27 protein-coding genes are annotated in these 26,668 nt (G+C 69.5%); 16 read left to right on the top strand and 11 right to left on the bottom strand.

Annotated elements, in window-relative coordinates; genetic code table 11:
* Positions 1-25 precede the first annotated feature (25 nt).
* Complete coding sequence (locus SPR02S_RS21075) at positions 26-682, bottom strand: helix-turn-helix domain-containing protein (protein ID WP_026150736.1); 657 nt, start codon at positions 680-682, stop codon at positions 26-28.
* 231 nt (positions 683-913) lie between these two features.
* On the opposite strand from SPR02S_RS21075, the gene SPR02S_RS21070 reads away from it, so the two are divergent.
* A complete protein-coding gene (locus tag SPR02S_RS21070; protein WP_019058979.1) occupies positions 914-1,576 on the top strand; it encodes an MmyB family transcriptional regulator in 663 nt (220 codons plus the stop codon).
* Between the two features lie 62 nt (positions 1,577-1,638).
* Here SPR02S_RS21070 and SPR02S_RS21065 read toward each other — a convergent pair whose 3' ends face one another.
* Both SPR02S_RS21065 and SPR02S_RS21060 read right to left on the bottom strand, forming a co-directional pair.
* Entirely contained in the window at positions 1,639-2,400 is a 762-nt protein-coding gene (locus SPR02S_RS21065) for a cache domain-containing protein (protein WP_019058978.1), read from the bottom strand.
* Between the two features lie 39 nt (positions 2,401-2,439).
* The gene (locus SPR02S_RS21060; protein ID WP_019058977.1) at positions 2,440-3,183 is read right to left on the bottom strand and encodes a FadR/GntR family transcriptional regulator; all 744 of its coding nucleotides are present in this window, start codon (positions 3,181-3,183) and stop codon (positions 2,440-2,442) included.
* A gap of 113 nt (positions 3,184-3,296) precedes the next feature.
* Between SPR02S_RS21060 and SPR02S_RS21055 the strand changes: the two genes are divergently transcribed.
* From SPR02S_RS21055 to SPR02S_RS21040, 4 genes are all read left to right on the top strand, one after another.
* Positions 3,297-4,394: an ABC transporter ATP-binding protein gene (locus SPR02S_RS21055; protein ID WP_019058976.1), complete on the top strand. Its 1,098-nt coding sequence runs from the start codon at positions 3,297-3,299 to the stop codon at positions 4,392-4,394.
* A 67-nt stretch (positions 4,395-4,461) separates the two neighbouring features.
* Entirely contained in the window at positions 4,462-5,673 is a 1,212-nt protein-coding gene (locus SPR02S_RS21050; protein WP_019058975.1) for an ABC transporter substrate-binding protein, read from the top strand.
* Positions 5,674-5,676: 3 nt separating this feature from the next.
* A complete protein-coding gene (locus tag SPR02S_RS21045; RefSeq protein WP_019058974.1) occupies positions 5,677-6,540 on the top strand; it encodes an ABC transporter permease in 864 nt (287 codons plus the stop codon).
* Between the two features lie 68 nt (positions 6,541-6,608).
* A complete protein-coding gene (locus SPR02S_RS21040; RefSeq protein WP_019058973.1) occupies positions 6,609-7,424 on the top strand; it encodes an ABC transporter permease in 816 nt (271 codons plus the stop codon).
* 41 nt (positions 7,425-7,465) lie between these two features.
* On the opposite strand, the gene SPR02S_RS21035 is transcribed toward SPR02S_RS21040, so the two are convergent.
* Positions 7,466-8,992 carry an aminopeptidase P family protein gene (locus SPR02S_RS21035; RefSeq protein ID WP_078622950.1) on the bottom strand — a complete coding sequence of 509 codons (1,527 nt, stop codon included), beginning with the start codon at positions 8,990-8,992 and terminating at the stop codon, positions 7,466-7,468.
* 9 nt (positions 8,993-9,001) lie between these two features.
* On the opposite strand from SPR02S_RS21035, the gene SPR02S_RS21030 reads away from it, so the two are divergent.
* The 11 genes from SPR02S_RS21030 to SPR02S_RS20980 all read left to right on the top strand — a co-directional run bounded on the left by SPR02S_RS21030 (position 9,002) and on the right by SPR02S_RS20980 (position 20,722).
* On the top strand, positions 9,002-10,183 hold the full coding sequence (locus SPR02S_RS21030) for an NAD(P)/FAD-dependent oxidoreductase (RefSeq protein ID WP_019058971.1): 1,182 nt from the start codon (positions 9,002-9,004) through the stop codon (positions 10,181-10,183).
* A complete protein-coding gene (locus SPR02S_RS21025; protein ID WP_019058970.1) occupies positions 10,180-10,482 on the top strand; it encodes a (2Fe-2S)-binding protein in 303 nt (100 codons plus the stop codon). Before SPR02S_RS21030 ends, SPR02S_RS21025 begins: the two co-directional genes overlap by 4 nt.
* Positions 10,475-11,938: an NAD(P)/FAD-dependent oxidoreductase gene (locus SPR02S_RS21020; RefSeq protein WP_019058969.1), complete on the top strand. Its 1,464-nt coding sequence runs from the start codon at positions 10,475-10,477 to the stop codon at positions 11,936-11,938. Before SPR02S_RS21025 ends, SPR02S_RS21020 begins: the two co-directional genes overlap by 8 nt.
* Before the next feature lie 60 nt (positions 11,939-11,998).
* Positions 11,999-12,895, top strand: a complete 897-nt coding sequence (locus SPR02S_RS21015; RefSeq protein WP_019058968.1) for a dihydrodipicolinate synthase family protein — start codon at positions 11,999-12,001, stop codon at positions 12,893-12,895.
* A 40-nt stretch (positions 12,896-12,935) separates the two neighbouring features.
* Positions 12,936-13,937 carry a proline racemase family protein gene (locus tag SPR02S_RS21010; RefSeq protein WP_019058967.1) on the top strand — a complete coding sequence of 334 codons (1,002 nt, stop codon included), beginning with the start codon at positions 12,936-12,938 and terminating at the stop codon, positions 13,935-13,937.
* A gap of 69 nt (positions 13,938-14,006) precedes the next feature.
* Positions 14,007-14,699 carry a GntR family transcriptional regulator gene (locus tag SPR02S_RS21005; protein WP_019058966.1) on the top strand — a complete coding sequence of 231 codons (693 nt, stop codon included), beginning with the start codon at positions 14,007-14,009 and terminating at the stop codon, positions 14,697-14,699.
* A gap of 92 nt (positions 14,700-14,791) precedes the next feature.
* Positions 14,792-15,790, top strand: coding sequence for a LacI family DNA-binding transcriptional regulator (locus SPR02S_RS21000; protein WP_174447555.1), 999 nt, complete (start codon positions 14,792-14,794; stop codon positions 15,788-15,790).
* Positions 15,791-15,900: 110 nt separating this feature from the next.
* Positions 15,901-17,247, top strand: coding sequence for an ABC transporter substrate-binding protein (locus tag SPR02S_RS20995; protein ID WP_019058964.1), 1,347 nt, complete (start codon positions 15,901-15,903; stop codon positions 17,245-17,247).
* Positions 17,248-17,251: 4 nt separating this feature from the next.
* On the top strand, positions 17,252-18,208 hold the full coding sequence (locus SPR02S_RS20990) for a carbohydrate ABC transporter permease (protein WP_019058963.1): 957 nt from the start codon (positions 17,252-17,254) through the stop codon (positions 18,206-18,208).
* Positions 18,205-19,080 carry a carbohydrate ABC transporter permease gene (locus SPR02S_RS20985; protein ID WP_019058962.1) on the top strand — a complete coding sequence of 292 codons (876 nt, stop codon included), beginning with the start codon at positions 18,205-18,207 and terminating at the stop codon, positions 19,078-19,080. The genes SPR02S_RS20990 and SPR02S_RS20985 overlap by 4 nt, the downstream gene beginning before the upstream one ends.
* A 40-nt stretch (positions 19,081-19,120) precedes the next feature.
* Entirely contained in the window at positions 19,121-20,722 is a 1,602-nt protein-coding gene (locus tag SPR02S_RS20980; RefSeq protein WP_019058961.1) for a glycoside hydrolase family 13 protein, read from the top strand.
* 57 nt (positions 20,723-20,779) lie between these two features.
* On the opposite strand, the gene SPR02S_RS20975 is transcribed toward SPR02S_RS20980, so the two are convergent.
* The 7 genes from SPR02S_RS20975 to SPR02S_RS20945 form a co-directional block, all read right to left on the bottom strand.
* Complete coding sequence (locus tag SPR02S_RS20975) at positions 20,780-21,607, bottom strand: ABC transporter ATP-binding protein (protein ID WP_026150734.1); 828 nt, start codon at positions 21,605-21,607, stop codon at positions 20,780-20,782.
* A gap of 20 nt (positions 21,608-21,627) precedes the next feature.
* Positions 21,628-22,407 carry an ABC transporter permease gene (locus SPR02S_RS20970; RefSeq protein ID WP_019058959.1) on the bottom strand — a complete coding sequence of 260 codons (780 nt, stop codon included), beginning with the start codon at positions 22,405-22,407 and terminating at the stop codon, positions 21,628-21,630.
* Positions 22,404-23,177, bottom strand: coding sequence for an ABC transporter permease (locus tag SPR02S_RS20965; RefSeq protein ID WP_019058958.1), 774 nt, complete (start codon positions 23,175-23,177; stop codon positions 22,404-22,406). The genes SPR02S_RS20970 and SPR02S_RS20965 overlap by 4 nt, the downstream gene beginning before the upstream one ends.
* A complete protein-coding gene (locus SPR02S_RS20960) occupies positions 23,174-24,142 on the bottom strand; it encodes an ABC transporter substrate-binding protein (RefSeq protein ID WP_019058957.1) in 969 nt (322 codons plus the stop codon). The genes SPR02S_RS20965 and SPR02S_RS20960 overlap by 4 nt, the downstream gene beginning before the upstream one ends.
* Before the next feature lie 258 nt (positions 24,143-24,400).
* A complete protein-coding gene (locus tag SPR02S_RS20955; protein WP_019058956.1) occupies positions 24,401-25,336 on the bottom strand; it encodes a PDR/VanB family oxidoreductase in 936 nt (311 codons plus the stop codon).
* Positions 25,333-25,512: a hypothetical protein gene (locus SPR02S_RS20950; RefSeq protein WP_019058955.1), complete on the bottom strand. Its 180-nt coding sequence runs from the start codon at positions 25,510-25,512 to the stop codon at positions 25,333-25,335. The genes SPR02S_RS20955 and SPR02S_RS20950 overlap by 4 nt, the downstream gene beginning before the upstream one ends.
* Positions 25,509-26,573, bottom strand: coding sequence for an aromatic ring-hydroxylating dioxygenase subunit alpha (locus SPR02S_RS20945; protein WP_019058954.1), 1,065 nt, complete (start codon positions 26,571-26,573; stop codon positions 25,509-25,511). The genes SPR02S_RS20950 and SPR02S_RS20945 overlap by 4 nt, the downstream gene beginning before the upstream one ends.
* Positions 26,574-26,668: the final 95 nt, after the last annotated feature.

Genomic DNA, 26,668 nt, shown 5'->3' with positions numbered 1-26,668 from the left:
CCGATGCCCACAGTTCTCCCCCGGATCACGACTCGGGCCGCTTCACGCTCTCCAGGAGCATGTCCAGCCACTCGGCGACCTTGTCGCGGTGCTGGTCGGTGGGCAACTGCGCGGCCCGCCAGGCGATTCCGCGCACTCCGTGGTCCTGGAGCAGCCGCTCCAGCGGGTCCTCCGCGGCCTCGGCCGCCGCCCGCTCACGGTCCGCGAGCTTCTGCAACAGCTCCTGCTCGGTGCGCTGGAGGGCGCCCGCGAGGGCCTCGGAGTCCTCGGCCGTGAGGAACCCGGCGTGCACGCGGAAGAAACGCTGGAGGGCGTCGCAGTGCTCCATGGTGGGGCGCCGGTCGCCGTTGATGAGCGCGCCCGCCTGCTGGCGGGACATGCCCGCGCCGTCGGCGATCTCCTGCTGCGTGTACTTGCGCCCATTGGGCTTGAGTCTGGTGCGGCGCAACAGGTCGAGGCGTTGCAGGAACCGGGCCTGCACATCGGGCTCGCCCGCGGGACGGCCGCTCAGCAGGGCTCTGACCACGGGCTCCGGGACACCGCAGGCGACGGACAGCCGGCCGATGTGGACGACCTCGGCCTGGGGCACGTCGAGCCGTCCGGCGAGCGCGGTGACGCGGTCGACGACGGCGGGCAGCAGAGCGGTCGCCGTTGTGCCCGGTACCTCGAAGCCATCCGACACCGACACATCTCCTATACGTCTACGTCTCTCACAGGCTTCTCACAAACGGGGGCCGTGAACATCCCGGAGAGTAGCGGTTGGTTCGAACTCGCATCCAGGTCTCGCCACAACTGTGGCCAATTTCAGCCGTCAACAAGCATGAAATGCCACGATAGTTGACACGACTCGCGTCGGGGCAGCAGGATCAAGGCGCCGCGAGAAGGCCGCATAGGCAAGAGGGGTGACCTCCCGATGGCGTATCAGGCAGGTGGGCAGCGGTCCGCGCCGCGGCCCGTCCCCGAGAGTCCCGAGGCCCAGGCGTATCTCCTGGACTACGCCGCGCTGTTGGAGGCCGTCACTTTCCCCTCCGTCGTCATGGACCACCGCTGGGACGTGGTGTTGACCAACGGCGCGTTCAAGTCACTTTTCCGGACGGTCGGCCCGCATCCGACGGCGATGCCGGGTGACAACTTCCTTCGCTTCGTGCTCTTCCACCCCGACGCGAGCACCGTTCTCGGTGAGCACGAGTCGAGTTGGTGCCTGCCGATGCTGGCCCACTTCGCCGCTGCCGTGGAGAGCCACGGACATGACCACGGCCTGCAGGCGATCCGCCGCGACATCGCCCAGGACCCGATCATGGAGGCCGCCTACCGCCAGGGCCTGCCGCACTGGATCCGCGCGGTCGGCGAGGAGGCCGTCGAGCACGACGGCGCGGTCCGCCCGGTGCTGCACCCCGACCCGCGCTGGGGTGCCACGGTCTGCCGAGTCGTCGGCGAGACCCCCAAGACCCTTGAGAACATGGGCTATACGCGTCTGACACTGGTCCTGCGCGAGGCCCGCCGCGTTCCACCGCCCAGGGCCCGCCGGGCGGGCCGCGGCGCCGGACACCTGAGGGTGGTCCCCGCGGCCGAGTGAGTGCCGACTGCTCCGCCTCTGCCGGCGGTGCCTCAACTCAGCGCACGTGTACGCGAGTTCGGTCACCGCTCCGCCATGACCAGCACCAACGGCACCCCGTCGCACGGCACCAGCCGCGCTCCCCGCGCATACCCCGCCCGGCCCGCCGCCAGCGCCTCGGCGAAGTCCGGACCCTTGCTCAGCGAACCGACCAGATGCCGGGGATCGGTGGACGCGGCCACCCGGCCCCGCGCGTTCACCAGCCGTGCCGGGACCGGCAGTTGGTGCAGCATCGGCATCACGGCCGCCTCGAAATGCCGTAGATACACGTCCGCCGCGGCCACCCCGGCGAACCGCCCCTCCACCTCGACGGGCGCGGACAGGGTGAGGCTGTACTCGTCCGAGCAGAGATAGTCGACGTACGGCCCGGCGACCGCCCGCTCCCCGGTGTCGCGGGGCAGCGCGAACCAGTCCCAGTGCGTGTAGTCGGCGTACGCCGAGTGCTCGGGGTCGAGGTCGAGCAGCAGCGGCCGTATGCCACCGTCGGAGGTGGACTGCCACCACTCCAGCCAGGCCGGTACGTCGCTCAGCAGGCCCGGCGCGGCGACGAAACCGACGCCCGACACCAACTCGTGCCGGGCGAGCCGGAGATGGAGGCCCGGGCGCAGTGCGGCGAGGTCCACGGTCGCCGGGCGGCGGCCCTGTGCGGCCACCTTGGCGAGCAGTGCCGTCGTGTCGGCGCGGGTGGCGGCCACGGCGTCGAACACGGACTCCAGAGCCGAGCGGACCCCGGCCGCGACCAACTGCTCGGGTGCCGTGGCCGGTGTTGCCGTCGCGAGGCTCATGCGTGCCCTCCAGCAGACGGGGAGCGGACGCGATGACCGCTACAGGGCCAGCCGCTCGGCGATGAGCCGCGCCGTGGATTCCTGCACGCACCGCTCGGCCAACTCCCTGGCCGAATCGTGGGCCCCATCTTGCACGGCCGAGATTACGGAGCGGTGACGGGCTGCGGCTTCTTCACGATATTCGTCGTTCCCGAGCACGAGACACAGCAGTGCGCCGACCTCGGTCTGCAACGCGACCTGTTCGCGGGTGAGTCGGGCCGACTGCGCGGCGGCGGCCAGCTCGACATGGAAGCGGCCGTACACCCGGCCGCGCGCCGCCGCGCCCTCGGCGTGCGTCAACTCCTCGGCCGTACGCCGGAGTTGGACCAGGTCCTCCGGCTCGGTGCGCTGGGCCGCGAGCCGGGCCGCGGTGCTCGACAGGGCCGCCCAGTGGTCGCCGAGGTCGCGCAGCTCCTCGGTGCTCCAGCTGCGCAGCCGGACCCGCAGCCGCTCCTCGCCGGGGACCTCGGGCAGCGACACGAAGCTGCCGCCGCCGCGGCCCCGGCGGGTGGTGACCAGCCCCTGCTGGCGCAGCGCCATCAGCGCCTCCCGCAGGGTCACCGTGGACACCCCGAGCTGCCCGGCGAGCTCGCTCTCGCCCGGCAGCTGCTCACCGTCGGCGAGCAGTCCGAGTTCGATGGCGTCCCCGAGCCTGCCGACGACGGCGTCGACCCGCGCCCGGTTGTCGACCGGGGCGAAGACGGCCTTTCGGGCGCCGCCGTTCATGTGCTGCTGCTGGTTCACGGCCACCACCTTGCACGTTGACTCAAGCTTTACCCTAAGGGGGTCTTGAGATTTGAACTATGACTTCATATGTTTCCGTGCAACGTTACAGAGCACCAGAAAGGTTCCCGCCCATGGAGGGGATTGCGATCCAGTTGCGGGATCTGCGGAAATCGTTCGGGGACACGACCGCCGTGGCCGGGGTCGACCTGGAGATCAAGGACGGCGAGTTCTTCTCGATGCTCGGCCCCTCCGGCTCCGGCAAGACGACCGTGCTCCGCATGATCGCCGGCTTCGAGAGCCCCACCGGAGGCACCGTCGAACTCGCCGGCCAGGACGTCACCGGCCTCGCCCCCTTCGAACGGGACGTCCACACCGTCTTCCAGGACTACGCCCTCTTCCCGCACATGACGGTCGAGGCGAACGTCGCCTACGGCCTCAAGGTCCGGGGGGTCCCCAAGACCGAACGGCTCGCCCGCGCCCGAACAGCCCTCGCGGAAGTACGACTTGAGGGCTACGGCACCCGCCGCCCCGCCCAACTCTCCGGCGGCCAGCGGCAACGCGTCGCCCTCGCCCGCGCCCTCGTGGGCCGCCCCCGCGTGCTGCTCCTGGACGAACCGCTCGGCGCCCTCGACCTGAAACTGCGCGAACAGATGCAGGTCGAACTCAAGGCGCTCCAGCGGGAGGTGGGTATCACCTTCGTCTTCGTCACCCACGACCAGGAGGAGGCCCTGACGATGAGCGACCGCATCGCCGTCTTCGACCAGGGCCGCATCCAGCAGGTCGGCACGCCCGCCGAGGTCTACGAGCGCCCCGCGACCCCCTTCGTCGCGTCCTTCGTCGGCACCTCCAACCTGCTGGAGGGCGAGTCGGCGGAGCGGATCGTCGGCACCCCGGGCACCTACAGCATCCGGCCCGAGAAGATCCGCGTCCTCAAGGACTCCGCCGAACCAGACGACCCGGACCACGAGAGCCCGGACCACGAGAGCCCGGACCGCGACACCCCGGACCAGGAGAGCCCGGACCACGAGAGCGCCGCCGGCACCGTCGCCGAGGTCGTTTACCTCGGGGACTCCACCCGCTTCCTCGTCGACCTCGATGCCGGCGGCCGGCTCACCGCACTCCAGCAGAACCTGGAGACCTCCGCCGAGGACGTCGCCGCCTACCGCGGCAGCCGAGTGCGACTGCAATGGCACCGGCGCCACACGGTGCACGTTCCCGACCCCCGCTGACCCCGTCCGCCCGGCTGATCTAGCCCCCCGCTGACCCCGACCCCGCTCCTCCCACGTCCTTTCACGTATGGAGAACGTCGTGCGCCTCACCCCAACCCTCAAGGCCGTCGCCGCCGTGGCCACGCTCGTGCTGGCCGCCACCGCCTGCGGCTCCTCCGGCTCGACGGGCAGTTCGTCCGGCGGCCTCAACCCCCCTGATCTCAAAGCCCAGTCGAAGCTCGGCAAGAGCGAGGGCGAGGTCAACCTGATCGCCTGGGCCGGCTATGTCGAGGACGGCTCCAACGACCCCAAGGTGAACTGGGTCAGCGACTTCGAGAAGCAGACGGGCTGCCAGGTCAACTCCAAGGTCGCCGCCAGCTCCGACGAGATGGTCAAGCTGATGAAGACCGGCGAGTACGACGCCGTCTCCGCCTCCGGCGACGCCTCTCTGCGCCTCATAGCCTCCGGCGACGCGGCCCCCGTCAACACCAGCCTGGTCCCCAACTACAAAGATATTTTCCCCGACTTGAAGCTCCAGGCCTGGAACTCGGTCAAGGGCAAGGCCTACGGCATCCCGCACGGCCGCGGCGCCAACCTCCTGATGTACAACACCCAGAAGGTCACCCCCGCCCCGACCTCCTGGTCCGCGGTCTTCGACGACGCCTCGAAGTACAAGGGCCATGTCACCGCGTACGACTCGCCGATCTACATCGCCGACGCGGCCCTCTATCTCAAGGCCACCAAGCCCGAGTTGAAGATCAAGGACCCCTACGCGCTCGACCAGAAGCAGTTCGACGCCGCCGTCGCCCTGCTGAAGAAGCAGAACGCGGACATCGGCGAGTACTGGAGCGACTACCTCAAGGAGATCTCCGCCTTCAAGAGCGGCGACTCCGTCGTCGGCACCACCTGGCAGGTCATCGCCAACCTCACCGCCGACGAGGGCACCAAGATCAAGGCCTTTGTCCCCAAGGAGGGTTCGACCGGGTGGTCCGACACCTGGATGATCTCCGCCAAGGCCAAACACCCCAACTGCGCCTACCAGTGGCTCGATTGGATCGTCTCGCCGAAGGTCAACGCCCAGGTCGCCGAGTACTTCGGTGAGGCCCCCGCCAACTCCAAGGCCTGCGCCGAGACCAGCGACAAGAACTTCTGCACCACCTACCACGCCGCCGACACCGCGTACTGGAAGAACATCGCCTTCTGGAACACGCCCATCCAGCAGTGCCTCGACGGCCGTACGGACGTCAAGTGCGTGCCGTACGCCAAGTGGGTGCAGGCCTGGACCGAGATCAAGGGCTGAGACATGTCCTTGCTGAACCGGACCGCGGGGGCGCTGTACCGGCGCCCCCGGCTACGGCTCTCCCTGCTGCTCACCGCACCGCTGCTCTGGCTCGCCGTGCTCTATCTCGGCTCGCTGAGCGTGTTGTTCGTCTCCGCGTTCTGGACGACCGACTCCTTCACCTCCGAGGTCGTGAAGGTCTGGTCGACCGACAACTTCCACGAGCTGTTCACGGTGCCCGTCTACCGGCAGGTCATCCTGCGCAGCATCGGCGTCGCGCTCGCCGTCACCGTCCTGTGCGCGGTGATCGCGTTCCCGCTCGCCTTCTACACGGCGCGCGTCGCGAAGCCGCGCCGGCGCCCGCTGCTCGTGGTCGCCATCCTCACCCCGCTATGGGCGAGTTACCTGGTCAAGGTGTACGCGTGGCGGCTCATCCTGTCCCAAGGCGGCCTGGCCGACTGGATGTTGAAGCCGTTCGGGCTGAGCGGGCCCGGGTTCGGACTACCGGCGACCGTCCTCACGCTCACGTACCTCTGGCTGCCGTACATGGTTCTGCCGATCCACACCGCGCTGGAGCAGCTCCCCGCCAATCTCCTTGACGCGTCGGCGGACTTGGGCGCGCGGGCCGGGCGGACCTTCCGGTCGGTCGTGCTGCCGATGGTGCTGCCGTCCGTCGCCGCCGGGTCGATCTTCACCTTCTCGCTCAGCCTCGGCGACTACATCACCGTGCAGATCGTCGGCGGCAAGACCCAGCTCATCGGCAACCTTGTCTACTCCAACATCGAACTCAACCTGCCCATGGCCGCCGCCCTCGGCACCGTCCCCGTCGTCGTCATCGTGGTGTACCTGCTCGCGATGCGCCGCACGGGTGCGCTCAGCAGCCTGTAGACGGCTACTTGACGATGCGCGAAGTCCTTCAGAACGTTCTCGACAGCCTCCGAAGGGGGTGACATGTCATGCAGCTCTCCCGTTCCGCGCGTATCGCCCTGCGCGTGGCCGCCGGGCTCGGCTTCGCGGTGATCTACGTCCCGCTCCTGCTCGTCCTGGTCAACTCCCTCAACCCGGACCGCAGCGCGAGCTGGCCGCCGTCCACCCTGACCCTGCACTGGTGGTCGGTCGCCTGGCAGAACTCCGGTGCGCGCGCGGCCCTTTGGGTCTCGGTGAAGGCCGGACTCGGTGCCACCGCCATTGCCCTGGTGCTCGGCACCCTGATCGCCTTCGCGGTCGCCCGGTACCGCTTCTTCGGCCGCGACGCCATCTCCTTCGTGGTCGTCCTGCCGATCGCGCTGCCCGGCATCGTCACGGGCATCGCCCTCAACTCGGCGTTCAGTACGGTACTTGAGCCGCTCGGGGTGGGCCTCGGCCTGTTCACGGTGATCGTCGGACACGCCACCTTCTGTATCGTCGTCGTGTTCAACAACGTCGTCGCCCGGCTCCGACGCACCTCCGGGTCGTACGAGGAAGCCGCGATGGACCTGGGCGCCGACACCTTCCGCGCCTTCGTCGACGTCACCTTCCCGCTGGTGCGCTCCGCGCTCCTCGCGGGCGGACTGCTCGCGTTCGCGCTGTCCTTCGACGAGATCGTGGTGACCACGTTCACCGCCGGACCCGGCATCGAGACCCTCCCGATCTGGATCTTCAACAACATGACCCGACCCCAACAGGCCCCGGTCGTCAACGTGGTGGCCGCGGTACTCGTCCTGCTCTCCGTGCTCCCGATCTACGTCGCCCAGCGCCTGTCCGCCGACACGGCCACCGCGAGCCGAGTCTGACGACTGGTCACCCCACTTACCGGGGTGACCAGTCGACGCACTCAGCCCGCGAACTCCCGCATCCACGCCTCGACTTCGTCGGCCGAACGAGGCAACCCCGCCGACAGGTTCTCGTAACCGTCCGCCGTCACCAGCAGATCGTCCTCGATCCGGACGCCGATGCCCCGCCACTCCTCCGGCACCGTCAGATCGTCGGGCTGGAAGTACAGGCCCGGCTCGACGGTCAGCACCATGCCGGGTTCCAGGACCCCGTCCACGTACTCCTCGCTGCGCGCCTGGGCGCAGTCGTGGACGTCGAGCCCGAGCATGTGCCCGGTGCCCGCCATCGTGAACCGCCGCTGCAGCGACAGCTCGTACGCCCGCTCGGCCGGCCCCTCGATGAAGCCCCACTCCACCAGCCGTTCGGCCAGGGACCGTTGGGCAGCCTCGTGGAAGTCCCGGTAGTGCGCACCCGGCTTCACCGCCGCCATGCCGGCCTCCTGGGCCTCGAACACCGCGTCGTAGACCGTGCGTTGGACCGGGGTGAACGTGCCGTTGATCGGGAGGGTGCGGGTGACGTCGGCGGTGTAGAGGCTGTGCGTCTCGACTCCCGCGTCCAGCAGGAGGAGTTCACCGGGGCGGACCGGGCCGTCGTTGTCGGTCCAGTGCATGATCGTGGCGTGCTCGCCGGCCGCGCAGATCGATCCGTAGCCGACATGGTTGCCCTCGACGCGGGCCCGGCGGAAGAACGTGCCCTCGATCCAGCGCTCCGAGGTGGCGATCGCCTGCGACAACTCCCGTACGACATCGGTGAATCCGCGCACCGTGGAGTCGACGGCGCGGCGCATCTCGCCGATCTCCCACGCGTCCTTGACCAGCCGCAGTCCGGAGACGGCCGACTCGAACTCGTCGTCCCGCTCCTCGTCGGTGTCGAGCGCCGCGTCCAGCGTCGGGTCGACGCCGCGGACGACGCGGGTGGGTGTTCCGGAGGTCTTCGCCAGGTCCTCGGCGATCGTCCGAATGTCACGGCAGGGCAGCCCGAGCACCTGTGCCGACTCGGCGAGCGAGCGGCGGCGGCCCATCCACAGCTCGGCGGTGTAACCGGTCCAGAACTCGTCGCCGTCCCTGCTGTCGCGGGGGAGTTGGTAGCAGTGCGCGTCGTGGCCGCCGTCGGGGCGGGGCTCCAGGACCAGGGCACCGTCACGTGCCTGGTCGCCGGTGAGATGCACATAGCCGGAGTACGGGCGGAACGGGTGGTGGCTGTCGTTCGAGCGGATCAGGAGGTTCCCGGACGGCACGACGAGGCGCTCGCCGGGGAAGAGCGCGGAGAGCGCGGCCCGACGGCGTGCCGCGTGCGGAGCCTGCTCGGCCGGCTGCAGATCCGTGCGCTCGGTGTCGGCCCAGCCGGTCCGCATCAGGGCGGACAGCTCGTCGGGGATTCCTCGGTACAGACCGTTCTTTCGGCCCTTGGCCACGTCGGGCACCTCTTCCGTGTGCGGTGATTCAGGGGGTGGTGAGTCAGAGTGTGGTGATTCCGGGTGTGGTGACAGCCGCGTCGCGACATACCCAGCTAGAGAGACATGTGACATAGTACTGCTGTGAGCAAGCGACTGACCTGCGATGTCGTCATCGTCGGGGCCGGAATGGTGGGCGCGGCCTGCGCCCTCTACGCGGCCCGGGCGGGACTCGACGTCGTCATCGTGGACCGCGGCCCGGTCTCCGGCGGCACGACCGGCGCCGGCGAGGGCAACCTGCTCGTCTCCGACAAGGAGCCGGGCCCGGAACTCGACCTCGCTCTCCTCTCCGGCCGTCTGTGGGCCCAACTCGCCGAGGAGCTCGGGGGGCTCGGGGAGCTCGGGGAGGTCATCGAGTACGAGGCGAAGGGCGGCCTCGTCGTCGCCTCCACCCCCGACGGGCTCGCCGCGCTGGAGCGCTTCGCCGACGAGCAGCGCGCCGCCGGAGTCGTCGCTGGACCGGTCCAAGACGGTGCCCTGTACGACCTCGAACCCCACCTCGCCCCCGGCCTCCCCGGCGGCGTGTACTACCCCCAGGACTGCCAGGTGATGCCCGCCCTGGCCGCCGCCCACCTCGTCCGGGTCTCGGGCGCCCGCCTGCTCACCGGCTGCACGGTGACGGACGTACTCCTCAAGACGGATGGAACGGTCCAAGGCATCCGTACCGACCGCGGCGACATCCTCGCCCCCACGGTCGTCAACGCCGCCGGCACCTGGGGCGGCGAAGTCGCAGCCCTCGCCGGAGTCACCCTCCCCGTCCTCCCGCGCCGCGGCTTCGTCCTCGTCACCGAACCGCTGCCCCGCCTGGTCCGCCACAAGGTGTACGCCGCCGACTACGTGGCCGACGTGGCCAGCGACTCGGCCGCGCTGCAGACCTCACCGGTCGTGGAGGGCACGGCCGCTGGACCGGTCCTGATCGGTGCGAGCCGCGAACGCGTCGGCTTCGACCGGGAGTTCTCGCTGCCGGTCGTCCGGGCGCTGGCGGTGGGCGCGACGCAACTGTTCCCGTTCCTGTCCGACGTCCACGCGATGCGCTCCTACCTCGGCTTCCGCCCCTACATGCCGGACCACCTCCCCGCCATCGGCCCCGATCCGCGCGTCCCCGGCCTCGTCCACGCCTGCGGACACGAGGGCGCGGGCATCGGACTCGCCACCGGCACAGGGCACTTGATCGCCCAACTGCTGAGCGACAAGACCCCGGACCTCGACCCGGCGCCCTTCCGACCCGACCGTTTCCCCGAGTTCCCCGAGGAGGAGGACACGTGAACTCCCCACTGGACCTCGCCGACGCCCACCCGGGCCCGGCCTTCACCGTCACCCTCGACGGCCGCGCGATCGAGGCCCTCCCCGGCCAGACCGTCGCCGCCGCGCTGTGGACGGCGGGCGTGACGTCCTGGCGCACCACCCGGGGCGCGGGCCGGCCCCGCGGCATCTTCTGCGGGATCGGCGTCTGCTACGACTGCCTCGTCACCGTCAACAACCGCCCGAACCAACGGGCTTGCCTGGTGCCAGCGCACCCGGGAGACGCCATCCGTACGCAGGAGGGGACGGGCCACGATGACTGACGATCGACCGCACCTCGCCGTGATCGGCGCGGGCCCGGCGGGACTCGCCGCCACCGTCGCCGCCGCGGCCCACGGGGTCCGCGTCACCCTGATCGACTCGGCGGCACGGGCGGGCGGCCAGTTCTACCGACAGCCCGCCATCGAACTGAACGCCGGACGCCCGCAGGCCCTGCACCACCAGTGGCGGGCGTGGGAGCGGCTGAGGGACGCCCTCGCGCGACACGTGGAGGCAGGCTGCGTAACACATTTGACGGACCATCATGTCTGGCTCGTGGAGCGGCAGTTGGAACGGCAGGCTGGCGGTGCCGACCGAAACGCCTTCACCGTGCACGCCCTGCTCGGCCCCGAACAGCAGGACCCGGTCGAGGTACGCGCCGACGCCGTCCTCCTCGCCACCGGCGGCTACGAGAAGGTCCTCCCGTTCCCCGGTTGGACCGTTCCCGGAGTCCTCACCGCGGGCGGCGCCCAGGCCATGCTCAAGGGCACCCTCGCTGTCCCCGGACGCACCGCCGTGGTCGCGGGCACCGGCCCGCTCCTCCTCCCCGTGGCAACCGGCCTCGCGGCAGCCGGTGTTGAGGTGGCCGCGCTGGTCGAGTCCGCCGACCCCAAGGCGTTCGCACGACGATCCCGCGCGCTCGCCGCACAGCCCGGCAAAGTCGCCGAGGGTGCCAGGTACGCCGCTCAACTCCTCCGCCACCGGGTCAAGTTGCTCACCCGGCACACAGTCGTCCAGGCGCACGGTGATGACCGACTGGAGGCGGTGACCGTAGCCGCGCTCGACACCGACGGGCGGGTCCGGCCCGGCACCGCACGCCGAATCGCCTGCGACACCCTCGCCGTCGGTCACGGCATTGTTCCGCACACCGACCTCGCGGAGACCCTCGGCTGCCGTCTCGACGGGACCGACGTCCAGGTCGACGACGAGCAGCGCACCGATGTCCCCGGCGTCTGGGCGGCCGGCGAGACCACCGGCATCGGCGGCGCGGCGCTCTCTCTCGCCGAGGGTCACATCGCGGGACGCTCCGCCGCAGCACGCCTGAACGGCACCGAACCCGACCCGCGCATCTGGGCACCGGCCGCCAAGTCCCGTACCAAACTGCGGGAGTTCTTCGCCGCCCTCGACACCGTGTACGCACCGCCCGCCCGTTGGACCGATCTCGTCACCGACGACACCGTGGTCTGCCGGTGCGAGGAGGTCACCGGGGGAGCGATCCGCGAGGCCGTGGACGGGCTCGGCGCCGGTGACGTACGGACCGTGAAACTGCTGACGCGGGCCGGGATGGGCTGGTGCCAGGGGCGGATGTGCGGGCCCGCTGTCGCGGGGTTGGCCGGGTGCGAACTCACCCCGTCCCGGCGGCCGTTCGCGCGTCCCGTGCCGCTCGGGGTGCTGGCCCGGGCCGGAGAGGCCGAGGCCGACCGGTCGGCGGCCGCACCACCTGACGCTCTACCCGACTGACCGCACGCCTTGTCCGCCGGTGAAATGTCACACCCTATTGAGATGGGATCCCAACCGCACATGACCACCACCCCGAACCGCCCCTGGCGCGGCGTCCTCGTCGCCACCGCCCTCCCGCTGACCGACGAACTCGCCGTCGACCACGACAAGTTCGCCGAACACTGCGCCTGGCTGGTCGACAACGGCTGCGACGGCGTCGTACCGAACGGCTCGCTCGGCGAGTACCAGGTGCTCACGCCCGAGGAGCGCGCCAAGGTCGTCGAGACGGCCGTCGCCGCGATCGGCGGGGCTCGCGTGATGCCCGGTGTCGCCGCCTACGGTTCCGCCGAGTCCCGCCGCTGGGCCGAGCAGGCCCGCGACGCCGGCTGCGCCTCGGTGATGCTGCTGCCGCCCAACGCCTACCGCGCCGACGAGCGTTCGGTGCTCGCGCACTACGCGGAGGTCGCGAAGGCGGGCCTGCCGATCGTGGCGTACAACAACCCCATCGACACCAAGGTCGACCTGGTGCCGGAACTGCTCGCGAAGCTGCACGGCGAGGGGTACATCCACGCCGTCAAGGAGTTCTCCGGCGATGTCCGCCGCGCCTACCAGCTCGCCGAACTCGCCCCGGAACTCGACCTGTTGATCGGCGCCGACGACGTCCTGCTGGAGCTGGCGCTCGCGGGTGCGAAGGGCTGGGTGGCCGGTTACCCGAACGCGCTGCCCGCCGCGTCCGTCGAGCTGTACCACGCGGCCGTCGGCGGCGACCTGGCCACGGCGAAGAAGCTGTACGAGCAGCTGCACCCGCTGTTGCGCTGGGACTCGAAGGTGGAGTTCGTGCAGGCCATCAAGTTGTCCATGGACATCGTCGGCCGGCACGGCGGTCCCGTGCGCCCGCCGCGCGTTCCCCTGCTGCCCGAGCAGGAGGCCGCTGTGCGTGCCGCCACCGAGAGGGCGATCGCGGCCGGACTCGCGTAGCCAACGGCCTATCGGTTCACCGGCATTCACCAGGAGCGTCATGCGCAGCAAACTCGTCCTGCACGCCGTCGACTCGCACACCGAGGGCATGCCGACCCGCGTGATCACCGGCGGCATCGGCACGATCCCCGGCGCGACCATGAACGAGCGGCGGCTGTACTTCCGCGAACACCGCGACCACATCCGGCAGTTCCTGATGAACGAGCCGCGCGGCCACTCCGCGATGAGCGGCGCGATCCTGCAACCGCCCACTCGCCCCGACTGCGACTGGGGCGTCGTCTACATCGAGGTCTCCGGCTATCTGCCGATGTGCGGGCACGGCACGATCGGCGTGGCCACCGTGCTCGTCGAGACGGGCATGGTCGAGGTCGTCGAGCCGGTCACCACGATCCGGCTCGACACCCCGGCCGGACTGGTCGTCGCCGAAGTCGCCGTCGAGAACGGTGCCGCGAAGAACGTCACCCTCAAGAACGTCCCGTCGTTCTCCGTCGGCCTCGACCGGAAGATCACCCTCGCCGACGGGCGGACGGTGACATACGACATGGCGTACGGCGGCAATTTCTACGCCATCCTGCCGCTGGACCAGTTCGAGCTGCCCTTCGACCGGTCCCGCAAGGACGACATCATCAAGGCGGGCCTGTCCCTCATGGAGGCGATCAACGACCGGGACGAGCCCGTCCACCCCGAGGACGCCTCCATCCGTGGCTGTCATCACGTCCACCTGTACGCGCCCGGCGCGACCGCCCGGCACTCCCGGCACGCGATGGCGATCCACCCGGGCTGGTTCGACCGCTCGCCCTGCGGCACCGGCACCAGCGCGCGCATGGCGCAGCTCCACGCACGCGGTGAACTCCCGCTGCACACCGAGTTCGTGAACGAGTCCTTCATCGGCACCCGGTTCACCGGACGGCTCCTCGACACCACCGAGGTCGCCGGTGTCCCCGCCGTCCTGCCCAGCTTCACCGGCCGCGCCTGGATCACCGGCACCGCCCAGTACCTGCTCGATCCCACCGACCCGTTCCCGGGCGGATTCATCCTCTAGACCGGGGATAATGGCGGGTCACGCGTGACATTGCGCTCCGTGTGACATTGCACCACTAGGAGAATTCCGATGGCCGTCCAGCGCGCCAGCGCACCGCCCACCGCTCCGGAGCTGCCCACGCTGGGCGGTAAGAAGAGCAGCTATCGCGAGCGGGTCGTCGATGCCCTGCGGGCCGCGATGATCGCGGGGGAGCTGCGGCCCGGCGAGGTGTACTCCGCGCCGACGCTCGCCGCCCGCTTCGGTGTCTCGGCGACCCCGGTGCGCGAGGCCATGCTGGACCTGGTCAAGGAAGGGCTGGTCGACACCGTTCCCAACAAGGGGTTCCGGGTCACCGCCGTCTCCGAGAAGCAGCTCGACGAGTACACCCACATCCGCGCGCTGATCGAGATCCCCACGGTGGTGGGGATGGCCGGGACCGCCGACCCCGTCTCGCTGGAGGCGCTGCGCCCGGCCGCCCGGGAGATCGTCCACGCGGCCGTGGCCGGTGACCTCATCGCGTACGTCGAGGCCGACACCCGCTTCCACCTCGGGCTGCTCGCCCTGGCCGGCAATGCCCACCTCGTCGAGGTCGTCGGTGATCTGCGGGGGCGTTCGCGTCTCTACGGGCTGACCGCGCTGGTCGAGGCCGGGCGTCTGCTGGCCTCCGCGCAGGAGCATCTGGAGCTGCTGGACGCGCTGTTGGACCGTGACAAGCGGGCCGTGCGTGAGATCATGACCCGGCACCTGGGGCATGTCCGCGGTCTGTGGGCCGCTCACGACTGACCGCTACCGGAAGTCGGGCGGTTCTGTGGGCGACTTGATCCGACCACCCCGTAACGCAAACCACTTGCGTATCTTGCGCTATTCTTGCGCACATGACGCGACGACTTGCTGAGGTGGCGAAGAAGGTCGGGGTCAGCGAGGCCACGGTCAGCCGGGTGCTCAACGGCAAACCCGGAGTCTCCGAGCCCACCCGGCAGGCGGTGCTCTCCGCCCTGGACGTTCTCGGCTACGAGCGGCCCACCCAACTGCGCGGTGAACGCGCGCGATTGGTGGGGCTGGTGCTGCCCGAGCTGCAGAATCCCATCTTCCCCGCCTTCGCCGAGGTGATCGGCGGCGCGCTCGCCCAACTCGGCCTGACCCCGGTGCTGTGCACCCAGACCAAGGGCGGCGTCTCCGAGGCCGACTATGTGACGTTGCTGCTGCAACAGCAGGTCTCCGGCGTCGTGTTCGCCGGTGGGCTGTACGCGCAGGCGGACGCGCCGCACGACCACTACCGCCTGCTCGCCGAGCGCAACATCCCGGTCGTCCTGGTCAACGCGGCCATCGACCACCTCGGCTTCCCCGCCGTGTCCTGCGACGACGCGGTCGCTGTCGAGCAGGCCTGGCGGCACCTCGCCTCCCTCGGCCATGAGCGCATCGGGCTCGTCCTCGGCCCCGCCGACCACATGCCGTCGGCACGGAAGTTGGCCGCCGCGCGGGCCATCGCGGCGGACCTGCCCGACGAGTTCGTCGCCCGGGCCATCTTCTCCATCGAGGGCGGCCACGCCGCGGCCTCCCGGCTGATCGACCGGGGTGTCACCGGCATCATCTGCGCCAGCGACCCCCTTGCCCTGGGTGCGGTAAGGGCCGCCCGCCGCAAGGGACTTGACGTCCCGTCACAGATTTCCGTCGTCGGTTACGACGACTCCGCCCTGATGAACTGCACCGAGCCCCCGCTGACCACCGTCCGCCAGCCCATCGAGTCCATGGGCCGGGCCGCCGTGGAGCTGCTGAACTCACAGGTCGGCGGGACCGCCGTACCGGCCGAAGAACTGCTCTTCGAACCGGAATTGGTAGTGCGTGGTTCCACCGCGCAAGCCCCGCGCGGCTGATAGTCACCGCACTGTCGAATAATTACAGATTCTGCGCGACATCTTGCGGACAGGTGTCGGCGGTGCTTGAGTGTGCGGCGCCCACCGCTCCTGCCCAGAGGGGTCCACCGATGAGAAGCACCGGGTTCCGCCGCACCTTCGCCGCGATCGGCGTCTGTTCTCTCGCGCTCACTGCCGCCGCCTGCGGGTCCGGTGACGACTCGGCGAGCGGCAAGACGCGCATCACGGTCAACTGCGAGCCGCCCAAGAGCGCCAAGGTCGACCGCAAGTTCTTCGATTCCGACGTCGCGGCCTTCGAGAAGAAGAACACCGATATCGACGTCGTCACCCATGACGCGTTCCCCTGCCAGGACCCGAAGACCTTCGACGCCAAACTCGCCGGCGGCCAGATGGAGGACGTGTTCTACACGTACTTCACCGACGCCAAGCACGTCGTCGACATCAACCAGGCCGCCGATCTCACGCCGTACATCAAGGAGTTGAAGAGTTACGACACGCTGCAGAAGCAGCTGCGTGACATCTACACCGTCGACGGCAAGATCTACGGCATCCCGCGCACGGGCTACTCGATGGGCCTGATCTACAACCGCAAGCTCTTCCAGCAGGCCGGCCTCGACCCCGACAAGGCGCCGACGACCTGGGCCGAGGTCCGGGCCGACGCGAAGAAGATAGCCGCGCTCGGCAACGGCACCATCGGCTACGCCGACTACAGCGCCCAGAACCAAGGGGGTTGGCACTTCACCGCCGAGATGTACTCGCAGGGCGGCGACGTCGTCAGCGCCGACGGCAAGAAGGCCACCATCGACACGCCCCAGGGTCACGCCGTGCTGCAGAACCTGCACGACATGCGCTGGACCGACAACTCGATGGGCAGCAAGCAGCTCCTGGTCATCAACGACGTGCAGCAGCTGATGGGTTCGGGCAAGCTCGGCATGTACCTCTCCGCGCCGGACAACATCCCGATCCTGGTCAAGGAGAAGGGCGGCAACTACGACGACCTCGCCCTCGGCCCGATGCCCGGCGGTCAGGGCACGCTCATCGGCGGCGACGGCTACATGTTCAACAAGCACGACACGCCCGCCCAGATCCGCGTCGGCCTCAAGTGGCTCGACAGCATGTTCCTCACCCCGGGCAGCGGCTTCCTCGGCGACTACGCCCGCGCCAAGAAGGCCAACGCACCCGTCGGACTGCCCGAACCGCGCCTGTTCACCGGCGCCGCCGACGCCAAGGACCAGCAGGTCAAGAAGGCCAACTCCAATGTCCCGGTGGCCAATTACCAGGCCTTCCTCGACGGCAACCAGTCCCTCCAGATGAAGATCGAGCCGCCGGACGCCCAGCAGATCTACTCCGTCCTCGACGGAGCCGTCTCCGCCGTCCTCACCAAGAAGGACGCGAACATCGACCAACTCCTCAAGGACGCCTCCGGAAAGATCGACGGCATCCTGGCCCGGGGCTGACCCGATGACCCGGACGGCCACCCGGAGTTCCGTCGAGCCGACGGCGGTACGACAGGTCCAGGCGCCGCCCCCGGCAGGGGGCCGGGGGCGGCGCCGCCTCATCGACCAGGCCCGTGCCTACGCCTTCCTCATCGGCGGTCTGATCTGCTTCGCCCTGTTCTCCTGGTACCCGGCGATCCGCGCGGTCGTGATCGCCTTCCAGAAGTACACGCCCGGCTCCTCGCCCGAGTGGGTCGGCACCGCCAACTTCACCCAGGTCTGGCACGACCCCGAGTTCGCCGCCGCCTGGCGCAACACCCTCGTCTTCACCCTGCTGGCCCTGCTCATCGGCTTCGCGGTCCCGTTCGTACTCGCCCTGGTCCTCAACGAGTTGAGGCACTGGAAGGCGTTCTTCAGGATCGTCGTCTACCTCCCGGTGATGATCCCGCCGGTGGTCACCGCCCTACTGTGGAAGTGGTTCTACGATCCGGGGGCCGGCCTCGCCAACGAGACGCTGCGCTTTCTGCACCTGCCCACCTCGAACTGGTCCAACGGCACCGACACCGCCCTCATCTCCCTGGTGATCGTGGCCACTTGGGCCAACCTGGGCGGCACCGTCCTGATCTACCTGGCCGCGCTCCAGTCCATCCCCGGCGAGCTGTACGAGGCCGCCGAACTGGACGGTGCGAGCCTGCTGCAACGCGTCCGGTATGTGACGGTCCCTCAGACCCGGTTCGTCATCCTGATGCTGATGCTCCTTCAGATCATCGCCACGATGCAGGTGTTCACCGAGCCGTTCGTCATCACCGGCGGCGGACCGGAGAGCGCCACCGTCACCGTGCTCTACCTGATCTACAAATACGCCTTCCTCTACAACGACTTCGGCGGCGCCTGCGCGCTCAGCGTGATGCTCCTCGTGCTGCTCGGTGTCTTCTCCGCCGTCTATCTGCGGCTGACCCGCTCCGGAGAGGACGACCTGTGACCACCCGCACGCTGCTCTCCCCGGCGACCCTCGCCCGGCCGCGCGGAAAGGCCGTCTACTGGACGGTGTTCACCGGCGTCGTCGTGCTCTTCGCGCTCGCCTTCCTCTTCCCCGTCTACTGGATGGTCACCGGCGCCATGAAGTCGCCGGACGAGATCGCGCAGACCCCGCCCACGATCATCCCCAAGCAGTGGCACCTCAGCGGCTACACCGACGCCTGGGACCTGATGCAGCTCCCGGAACACCTGTGGAACACGGTCGTCCAGGCCGCCGGCGCCTGGGCGTTCCAACTGGTCCTCTGCACGGCCGCCGCCTACGCCCTGTCCAAACTGAAGCCCGCCTTCGGCAAGTTGATCCTCGGCGGCATCCTGGCGACGCTGATGGTCCCGGCCCAGGCACTGGTCGTACCGAAGTACCTGACCGTCGCCGACCTCCCGCTGATCCACACCAGCCTGCTGAACGACCCCCTCGGCATCTGGCTCCCGGCCGTCGCCAACGCCTTCAACCTGTATCTCCTGAAGCGGTTCTTCGACCAACTCCCGCGCGACGTCATGGAGGCCGCCGAGATCGACGGCGCCGGGAAACTCCGCACCCTGTGGTCCATCGTCCTGCCCATGTCCCGGCCCGTGCTCGGCGTCGTGTCGATCTTCGCGCTCGTCGCCGTCTGGCAGGACTTCCTGTGGCCGCTGATGGTCTTCTCCGACACCGACAAACAGCCGATCAGCGTGGCACTCGTCCAGCTGTCCCAGAACATCCAACTGACCGTGCTCATCGCCGCGATGGTGATCGCGAGCATCCCCATGGTCGCGATGTTCCTGGTCTTCCAGCGGCACATCATCGCCGGGATCAGCGCGGGCAGCACGAAGGGCTGACACCGCCCCCTTCGACGCCCCCGACAGAAAGGCCAGCACCGTGGGACAGCCCCCCCATGCCCAGAGCCAGGACGACTGGTGGCGCTCCGCCGTCATCTACCAGGTCTACGTCCGCAGCTTCGCGGACGGCGACGGCGACGGCACCGGCGACCTCGCGGGCGTCCGCTCCCGACTGCCGTATCTCGCCGAACTCGGCGTGGACGCCCTGTGGTTCAACCCCTGGTACCTGTCACCGATGAAGGACGGTGGCTACGACGTCGCCGACTACCGCGCCATCGACCCGGCCTTCGGCTCGCTCGCCGAGGCGGAGAAACTCATCGCCGAGGCAAGGGAGTTGGGCATCCGCACGATCGTCGACATCGTGCCGAACCACGTCTCCGACCAACACCCGTGGTTCCGCGCCGCCCTCGCCGGTGGCCCCGAGCGCGAGCTGTTCCACTTCCGCCCCGGACGCGGCGCACACGGTGAACTCCCGCCCAACGACTGGCCGTCCCAGTTCGCCGGCTCCACCGAACCGGTGTGGACCCGGCTCCCCGACGGCGACTGGTACCTCCACCTGTTCACCCCCGAACAGCCCGACCTCAACTGGGCCCACCCGGCGGTGCGTCAGGAGCACGAGGACATCCTGCGGTTCTGGTTCGAGCGCGGTGTCGAAGGGGTCCGTATCGACTCGGCGGCGCTGCTCGCCAAGGACCCCGCCCTGCCCGACTTCGTCGAGGGCCGCGACCCCAACCCCTTCGTCGACCGCGACGAACTCCACGACATCTACCGCTCCTGGCGGGCCGTCGCCGACGAGTACGGCGCCGTCTTCGTCGGCGAGGTCTGGCTCCCCGACACCGAACGCTTCGCCCGCTATCTCCGCCCCGACGAACTGCACACCGCCTTCAACTTCGCCTTCCTGTCCTGCCCTTGGGACCCGGAGCGACTGCGCGCCTCGATCGACGAGACCCTCGCCGAGCACGCCCCGATCGGCGCGCCCGCCACCTGGGTCCTGTGCAACCACGACGTGACCCGCACGGTCACCCGCTACGGCCGCGCCGACACCGGCTTCGACTTCGCCACCAAGGCCTTCGGCACCCCGACCGACCTCGCCCTCGGCACCCGGCGCGCGAGAGCGGCGGCGCTGCTGTCACTGGCGCTGCCCGGGGTCGTCTACCTCTACCAGGGGGAGGAGCTGGGACTGCCCGAGGTCGAGCTGCCCGTCGACCGCATACAGGATCCGATGTACCTCCGGTCCGGCGGCACCGACCCCGGCCGCGACGGCTGCCGGGTGCCGCTGCCCTGGGTCGAGGGCGCACCGTACGCGGGCTTCGGTTCGCGCGAGGAGCCGTGGCTGCCGCAGCCGGTCGGCTGGACATCGTATGCGGTCGACCGTCAACAGCGGACCGTCGACTCCATGCTCAACCTCTACCGCGAGGCGATCCGCCTCCGACCGGTCTTCGGCGACGGTCCCCTCACCTGGCTGCCCGCCCCGGACGGCGTCCTGACCTTCAGTCGCCCGGGCGGCGCGATGTGCGTGGTCAACCTGTCGGACGAGCCCGTCGAGCTTCCCCCGAGCACCCGGCTCCTCCTCGCCAGCGGTCCCTTGGACGACCGGGGCCGCCTCCCGCAGGACACCGCTGCCTGGCTGCACACCGCATAGCCGTCGGCCATCGGCCGTCACCCCGCGTCGCCAACACCGGCCGGTTCGCAGGGCAGTTCAGCGAAGGGGAGGCGTGTCCGACGGCGTGAGCCGGTCCTGAACCGGGAGAGTTCCGCGCTTCGCCGCCTGGATCTGCTCGTACACATGGGTCCGCAGTTCGGCGAAGCGTGGGGAGACCCGGGTGTGCAACTGGTCGCGCTCCACGGGCAGATCGACCTTCAGCTGCTCCTGCACGACGGTCGGGGACGCGGACAGCACGACCACGCGCTCGCCCAAGTACACGGCCTCGTCGATGTCGTGGGTCACGAACAGGATCGTGATCCCGCGCTCCCGCCACAACCCCCGTACCAGGTCCTCCAGATCGGCCCGGGTCTGCGCGTCGACCGCCGCGAACGGCTCGTCCATCAGCAGGACTTCGGGCTCGTACGCCAGCGCTCGCGCGATCGCGACCCGCTGCTGCATACCGCCGGAGAGCTGCCACGGATACGCCCCCGCGGCCTCCGTCAGCCCCACCGACTCCAGCGCGTCCGCGACCAGCTCACGCCGTCGGGCCTTCGACAAGTCCTTCTGCTTCAGCGGCAGTTCGACGTTCTCGCCGACCCGCATCCAGGGGAAGAGGCTGCGGCCGTACTCCTGGAACACGAACGCCATACCGGGTGGCGGACCGCTCACCTTCCGTCCGCCGAGGAGGACTTCACCCGCGGTCGGGGTGAGCAGCCCGCCCATGCACTTCAACAGGGTTGTCTTTCCGCAGCCCGACGGGCCGACGAGACAGACGAGTTCGCCGGCGTCGACGGTGAAGGTGAGGTCCCGCACCGCCTCGACATGGCGGCCGGAACCTTCGTAGACCTTGTGCAGGCCGGATACGTCGAGTTGCGCGTGCATGGACCGCCCTTTCACGATGTTCACGGGGTTCGGCGGGCGGCGGCGCGCAGGCCGTGGTACCAGCCGAGCACCCGCCGCTCGACCACCTGGAAGACGACGGAGAGCAGGAACCCCAGCATCCCGAGGACGAGGATGCCCGTCCACATGTCCGGGACGGCGAAGCTGCGTTGGAACTGGACGACGGTGTAGCCCAGTCCGTCGGTGCCCGCGAACATCTCGCTGATGACCATGAGGATGATCCCGATGGACAGCGCCTGGCGCAGCCCCGTGAAGATCTGCGGGCTCGCCGAGCGCAGCACCAGCGTGCGCAACCGGGCGGCACCGGTGATGCCGTAGGAGAGGGCCGTCTCCTTCATGACCGGGTCGACCGCGCGGACGCCCTCGACCGTGTTGAGGAGGACGGGCCAGACGCAGCCGCTCGTGATGACCACGATCTTCATCGTGTCGCCGATGCCCGCGAACAGCATGATGACCGGCACCAGCACCGGCGGCGGCACCGCGCGCAGGAACTCCAGGACCGGTTCGCACACCGCGCGCACCCGCCGGTACGAGCCGATCACCGTGCCGAGCGCGACGCCGACCACGGCCGCCGTGGCGTAACCGGCCGTCAGCCGCAGGATGCTGGGCACCACGTCCGTCGTGAACCGGTGGGCGGTCCACACGTCCGGGAACGTTCTGAGGATCGTCCGCAGCGGTGGCCAGAACACATTGGTGCTGCCGTCCGACGCCAGCCACCAGACGGAGAGCAGCACAGCCGGGAGCGCGACCACGAACAGCAGCCGGATCAGAGCCCGCCTCACACCGCCACCTCCCCGCGCACCGACTGGTGCCAGGCCAGCGCCCGCCGTTCCACCGTACGCGCGCCCACGTTGATGAGCAGCCCCAGCAGACCGGTCACCACGATCAGCGCGTACATCTCCGGTACGGCCTGCGAGGTCTGCGCGACCATGATGGTCGCGCCCAACCCCGGTGCCCCGATGACCAGTTCGGCCGTGATGGTCAGGATCAGCGCGACGGCCGCCGCCAGCCGTACCCCCGTCATGACGTACGGCAGCGCGCTCGGCCACAGCACGTGCCGCACCCGGGCCCAGGTGCCCAGACCGTACGACCGTGCCGTCTCCTCGGCGACCGGGTCGACGTCCTGGACGCCGTAGAGGACCTGGATGAGGATCTGCCAGAACGAGGCGTAGACGACGAGCAATAGCACTGACCTCAGTTCGGTGCCGTACAACAGCACCGCGAGGGGGATGAGGGCGACCGACGGGATCGGGCGCAGGAACTCGATCGTCGAGGCGGTCGCCTCGCGGAGGTACGGGACGACGGAGAGCAGGACGCCGACGACGATGCCCGCGCCGACGGCGATCGCCAGGCCCAGGGCCCAGCCGGTGAGGGTGTCGTCGAGCGCCGACCAGAACGCGCCGTCCTGGAGTTCGTCCCAGAACGCGGACGCGATGCGGCTGGTCGGCGGGAAGTAGGCCTCCTTGACGATGCCGACGCGCGGCACGACCTCGCCGAGGGCGAGGAAGGCCGCGAGTCCGGCCGCACCGAGTGCGGTGTTCAGTCCTCTCACGGGAGCAGCGTGTTCAGGTCGGGGGTCTTCTTGAAGAGGCCGTCGGTCTCGCTCAGCTTCTCCAGCGCCTCGATCGACGAACGGTTCGGATCGGCGGGCCACTTGGGCAGGATCACCTTCGCCAGCACGCCGGCGGGGACCTTGGTGTAGGTGGCGACGATCTGGCGGACCTCGTCCGGATGCGCGTCGGCATAGGCCAGCGATTCGGCGGTGGCCTCCTGGAACTTCTTCACCACGTCCGGGTTCTTCGTCGCGTACGCCGTCGACGTGAAGTACATGGCGACGGTGAGGTTCGGCGCGACGTCGACCAGCGGCCAGGCGATCTGCTGGGCGCCCTGGTTCAGCATGGTGGTGAGGGCGGGTTCGACGGCCATCGCGGCGTCGATCTGGCCCTTGTCGAGCGCGGCCGGCATCTGGTCGAAGGCCAGCTCGACAAATTTGACCTTGTCCGGGTCGCCGCCGGCCTTGCGGACGGATTCGCGTACGGCCGTCTCGTTGATGTTCTTCAGCGTGTTGACCGCGACCTTCTTGCCCTCCAGTGCCTTCGCCGACTTGAGGGTGCTGCCCTTCTTGACGACGAGGGCACCAAAGTCCTTGCCGGACACGCCCGTTGAGGCGACGCCGTTGGCGATGGCCTTCACGGGGACGTCGTTGGACTGGGCGAGCATCAGCGAGGTCATGTTGGAGAAGCCGAACTGGAACTGGCCGCTGACCACACCCGGCACGATGGCCGCGCCGCCCTGCGCGAGGGTCATGGTCAGTTTCAGGCCGTGCTTGCTGAAGAAGCCTTCCTTCTGGCCGAGGTAGAGCGGGGCGACATCGACGATGGGGATGACCCCCACCTTGACCGTGGTGGTACCGGTGGGCGAACTGGTGTTGTCCGACGCTCCGTTGCCGGACGAACCGCAGGCCGACGCGGCGACCAGCATGGATCCGGCCGCGAGGCCGACGAGCAGACGACGCATGGCAACTCCTGTGCAGACGACGGTGTTCCGACAGGCTGTGCGCAGATCGCACAGTGGTGCTCAATGGGTGTTGAGCGGGAACGTAGGGCCCCGTCGCGGCCAGGTCAATGCCTAGTGCTCACAATATTGTTGACAGTTACCGAAGTGCGCTCCTGCCGTGTCGTGAAGTGCGCTCTTGTCGCGTCGTCCGGCGTCGTCACGGATCCGGCTCGTGTCGTCACGGATCCGGCCCGCGTCGTCACGGATCGGCCCGTGTCCTCACAGATCCAGGACGAGCCGCTTCCCCAGGCAGCGCGAGACACAGATGAGCATCGTCTCGCCGGCCGCCCGTTCCTCCTCGCTCAGCACCGAGTCCCGGTGGTCCGGGGTGCCTTCGAGGACATCGGTCTCGCAGGTCCCGCAGGTGCCCTCGGTGCAGGAGAACAGCACCTCGACCCCGGCGGCGCGCACGGTGTCGAGCACGGACACGCCCACCGGGACGGTGACCGTCCTCCCGCTCTGCTCCAGCACGACCTCGAACTCGCTGTCGGCGCCCGCGACTTGGGCCTTCGGCTGGAACCGCTCCACGTGCAGGATTCCCCCGGGGCAGCGCGCCTCGACCGCGTCGAGCAGCGGCCCGGGACCGCAGCAGTAGACGAGAGTGCCTTCGGGTACGGCATCCAGTACCGAGGGCAGGTCGAGCAGTCCGACCTCGTCCTGCGGAGCGACGGTGACGCGGTCGCCGTAGCGGCCCAACTCCTCGGTGAACGCTAGGGAGTCGCGGGTGCGACCGCCGTAGAGCAGGGTCCACTCCGCGCCCGCCGCCTCGGCCGCGGCCAGCATCGGGAGGATGGGGGTGATGCCGATGCCGCCCGCGACGAAGCGGTAGCGAGGGGCGGGCTCCAGCCGGAAGTGGTTGCGCGGTCCGCGCACCCGCACCTTGTCGCCCTGCCCCAACTGCCCGTGCACGTACGCCGATCCGCCCCGCCCGTCCGGCTCCCGCAGCACCGCGATCCGCCACGCCGTACGGTCGGCCGGGTCGCCGCACAGCGAGTACTGGCGCTCCAGGTCGGGGCCGAGGACGACGTCGATGTGGGCGCCCGGCTCCCAGGCGGGGAGTTGCTCGCCGAGCGGGTGGCGCAGGGTGAGGGCGAGGACGCCGTCGGCTGCGAACTCCCGCCGCTCTACGACGAGTTCGGCCTCGTAGCTGGTCATGCGTCGGCTCCCTGTGCTTCGTCGACGGCGTGGCCGCTGGGGTGGGCGAGCATCCACTCCCACATCTCGATCGGGTCCTGGGACGTGTGCTCGCGGCCGCAGTGGCAGGTGCCGTGCAGGACATCGGTACCCGGCAGCCAGTCGATGCGGTAGACCTCGCCGGTCGGAGCGGTCACTGGACCCTCTCCACGGGCTTGGCGCCCTCCTCGACCAGCCGGGCGAGGATACGGCGGGCCGCGAGACCACCGGTGTCGATGTTGATGCTCAGCTCCTGATAGCCGCCGCGCTCCGAACCCAGCGTCTTTTGAAGGAGGTTGAGCGCGTCGACGTCCTGCATGACGACGGTGTGGTTGTTGCCGCGCAGGAACTCGGTGACCTCGGCGTCGTCCGTGGCCCAGTCGCGCGAGACCGCCCAGAAGTCGTACACCTTGCCGTCCGAGGAGGGCGTGATGGCGTACGTGATCTCGGTGTGGAAGCCGTTCGGGTCGCTGCCGTCCTCCTCGGGCAGGACGCCGACCGGGGCGATCCGGCTGTGCAGCAGATACAGGCACGGCGCGTGGTACTCGATGTCCTGCCAGCGGGTGATCCGCCCTTGTATTCCGGTGGACTTGGCGTAGAACGGCGGGCATTCGGCGTCGCCCATGTGCCGGCTCACCCGTACGACGCCGGCGCCCTCGTCGACCTCCGTGGTGATCGGCGTCTCGGCGACCTCGGGGGAGCCGATGTAACCGCCGTGCAGATACGTCTCGTGGGAGAGGTCGAGGAGGTTGTCGACGAGGAGGCCGTAGTCGGCGTCGATCGGTTCCATGCCGCTGACGGTGACCCAGCCGGGGGAGGCGAGGTGCGGGGCGCGGGGGATGACCTGCGGGTCCGCGAGCGCCGGGTCGCCGATCCACACCCACACCAACGCGTCCTGCTCGACCACCGGGTACGAGGCGACGCGGGCGGTGCGGGGGATGCGTTTCTGGCCCGGCACGTACACGCAGGTGCCCGTCGTGTCGTAGGTGAAGCCGTGGTAGCCGCACACGATCCGGTCCCCGTCGAGGCGGCTCTCGGAGAGCGGGAACCGCCGGTGCACACACCGGTCGTGCAGGGCTACGGCGGTGCCGTCGTCCTCGGTGCGGTAGAAGACGAGGGGTTCGCCGAGGATCGTGCGGCCGAGCAGGTCGCGGCCGACCTCGTGGCTGTAGGCGGCGACGTACCACTGGTTCCTGGCGAAGGCGGTGGTGTGCGGCATCGTTGCGGCTCCCGTCGTTGGGTGATGGCGACATCGTCCGGAAGGGGGGCGCGGGGCCGCAATAGCCCTTCCGCGTCACGGAAGGGGGCGGGGAA

Source organism: Streptomyces prunicolor NBRC 13075 (genome assembly GCF_000367365.1).
Lineage (GTDB): Bacteria > Actinomycetota > Actinomycetes > Streptomycetales > Streptomycetaceae > Streptomyces > Streptomyces prunicolor.
The sequence above is the reverse complement of the archived record's forward strand: the minus strand, read 5'-3'. Positions and strand labels throughout refer to the sequence as shown.

Excerpts from the sequence above, each read along its gene's own strand:
- SPR02S_RS21070 (WP_019058979.1), top strand. The coding sequence starts at position 914 with ATGGCGTATCAGGCAGGTGGGCAGCGGTCCGCGCCGCGGCCCGTCCCC.
- SPR02S_RS21065 (WP_019058978.1), bottom strand. The coding sequence starts at position 2,400 with ATGAGCCTCGCGACGGCAACACCGGCCACGGCACCCGAGCAGTTGGTC.
- SPR02S_RS21055 (WP_019058976.1), top strand. The coding sequence starts at position 3,297 with ATGGAGGGGATTGCGATCCAGTTGCGGGATCTGCGGAAATCGTTCGGG.
- SPR02S_RS21050 (WP_019058975.1), top strand. The coding sequence starts at position 4,462 with ATGGAGAACGTCGTGCGCCTCACCCCAACCCTCAAGGCCGTCGCCGCC.
- SPR02S_RS21045 (WP_019058974.1), top strand. The coding sequence starts at position 5,677 with ATGTCCTTGCTGAACCGGACCGCGGGGGCGCTGTACCGGCGCCCCCGG.
- SPR02S_RS21040 (WP_019058973.1), top strand. The coding sequence starts at position 6,609 with ATGCAGCTCTCCCGTTCCGCGCGTATCGCCCTGCGCGTGGCCGCCGGG.
- SPR02S_RS21035 (WP_078622950.1), bottom strand. The coding sequence starts at position 8,992 with ATGTCACATGTCTCTCTAGCTGGGTATGTCGCGACGCGGCTGTCACCA.
- SPR02S_RS21020 (WP_019058969.1), top strand. The coding sequence starts at position 10,475 with ATGACTGACGATCGACCGCACCTCGCCGTGATCGGCGCGGGCCCGGCG.
- SPR02S_RS21015 (WP_019058968.1), top strand. The coding sequence starts at position 11,999 with ATGACCACCACCCCGAACCGCCCCTGGCGCGGCGTCCTCGTCGCCACC.
- SPR02S_RS21010 (WP_019058967.1), top strand. The coding sequence starts at position 12,936 with ATGCGCAGCAAACTCGTCCTGCACGCCGTCGACTCGCACACCGAGGGC.
- SPR02S_RS21005 (WP_019058966.1), top strand. The coding sequence starts at position 14,007 with ATGGCCGTCCAGCGCGCCAGCGCACCGCCCACCGCTCCGGAGCTGCCC.
- SPR02S_RS21000 (WP_174447555.1), top strand. The coding sequence starts at position 14,792 with ATGACGCGACGACTTGCTGAGGTGGCGAAGAAGGTCGGGGTCAGCGAG.
- SPR02S_RS20995 (WP_019058964.1), top strand. The coding sequence starts at position 15,901 with ATGAGAAGCACCGGGTTCCGCCGCACCTTCGCCGCGATCGGCGTCTGT.
- SPR02S_RS20990 (WP_019058963.1), top strand. The coding sequence starts at position 17,252 with ATGACCCGGACGGCCACCCGGAGTTCCGTCGAGCCGACGGCGGTACGA.
- SPR02S_RS20975 (WP_026150734.1), bottom strand. The coding sequence starts at position 21,607 with ATGCACGCGCAACTCGACGTATCCGGCCTGCACAAGGTCTACGAAGGT.
- SPR02S_RS20960 (WP_019058957.1), bottom strand. The coding sequence starts at position 24,142 with ATGCGTCGTCTGCTCGTCGGCCTCGCGGCCGGATCCATGCTGGTCGCC.
- SPR02S_RS20955 (WP_019058956.1), bottom strand. The coding sequence starts at position 25,336 with ATGACCAGCTACGAGGCCGAACTCGTCGTAGAGCGGCGGGAGTTCGCA.
- SPR02S_RS20945 (WP_019058954.1), bottom strand. The coding sequence starts at position 26,573 with ATGCCGCACACCACCGCCTTCGCCAGGAACCAGTGGTACGTCGCCGCC.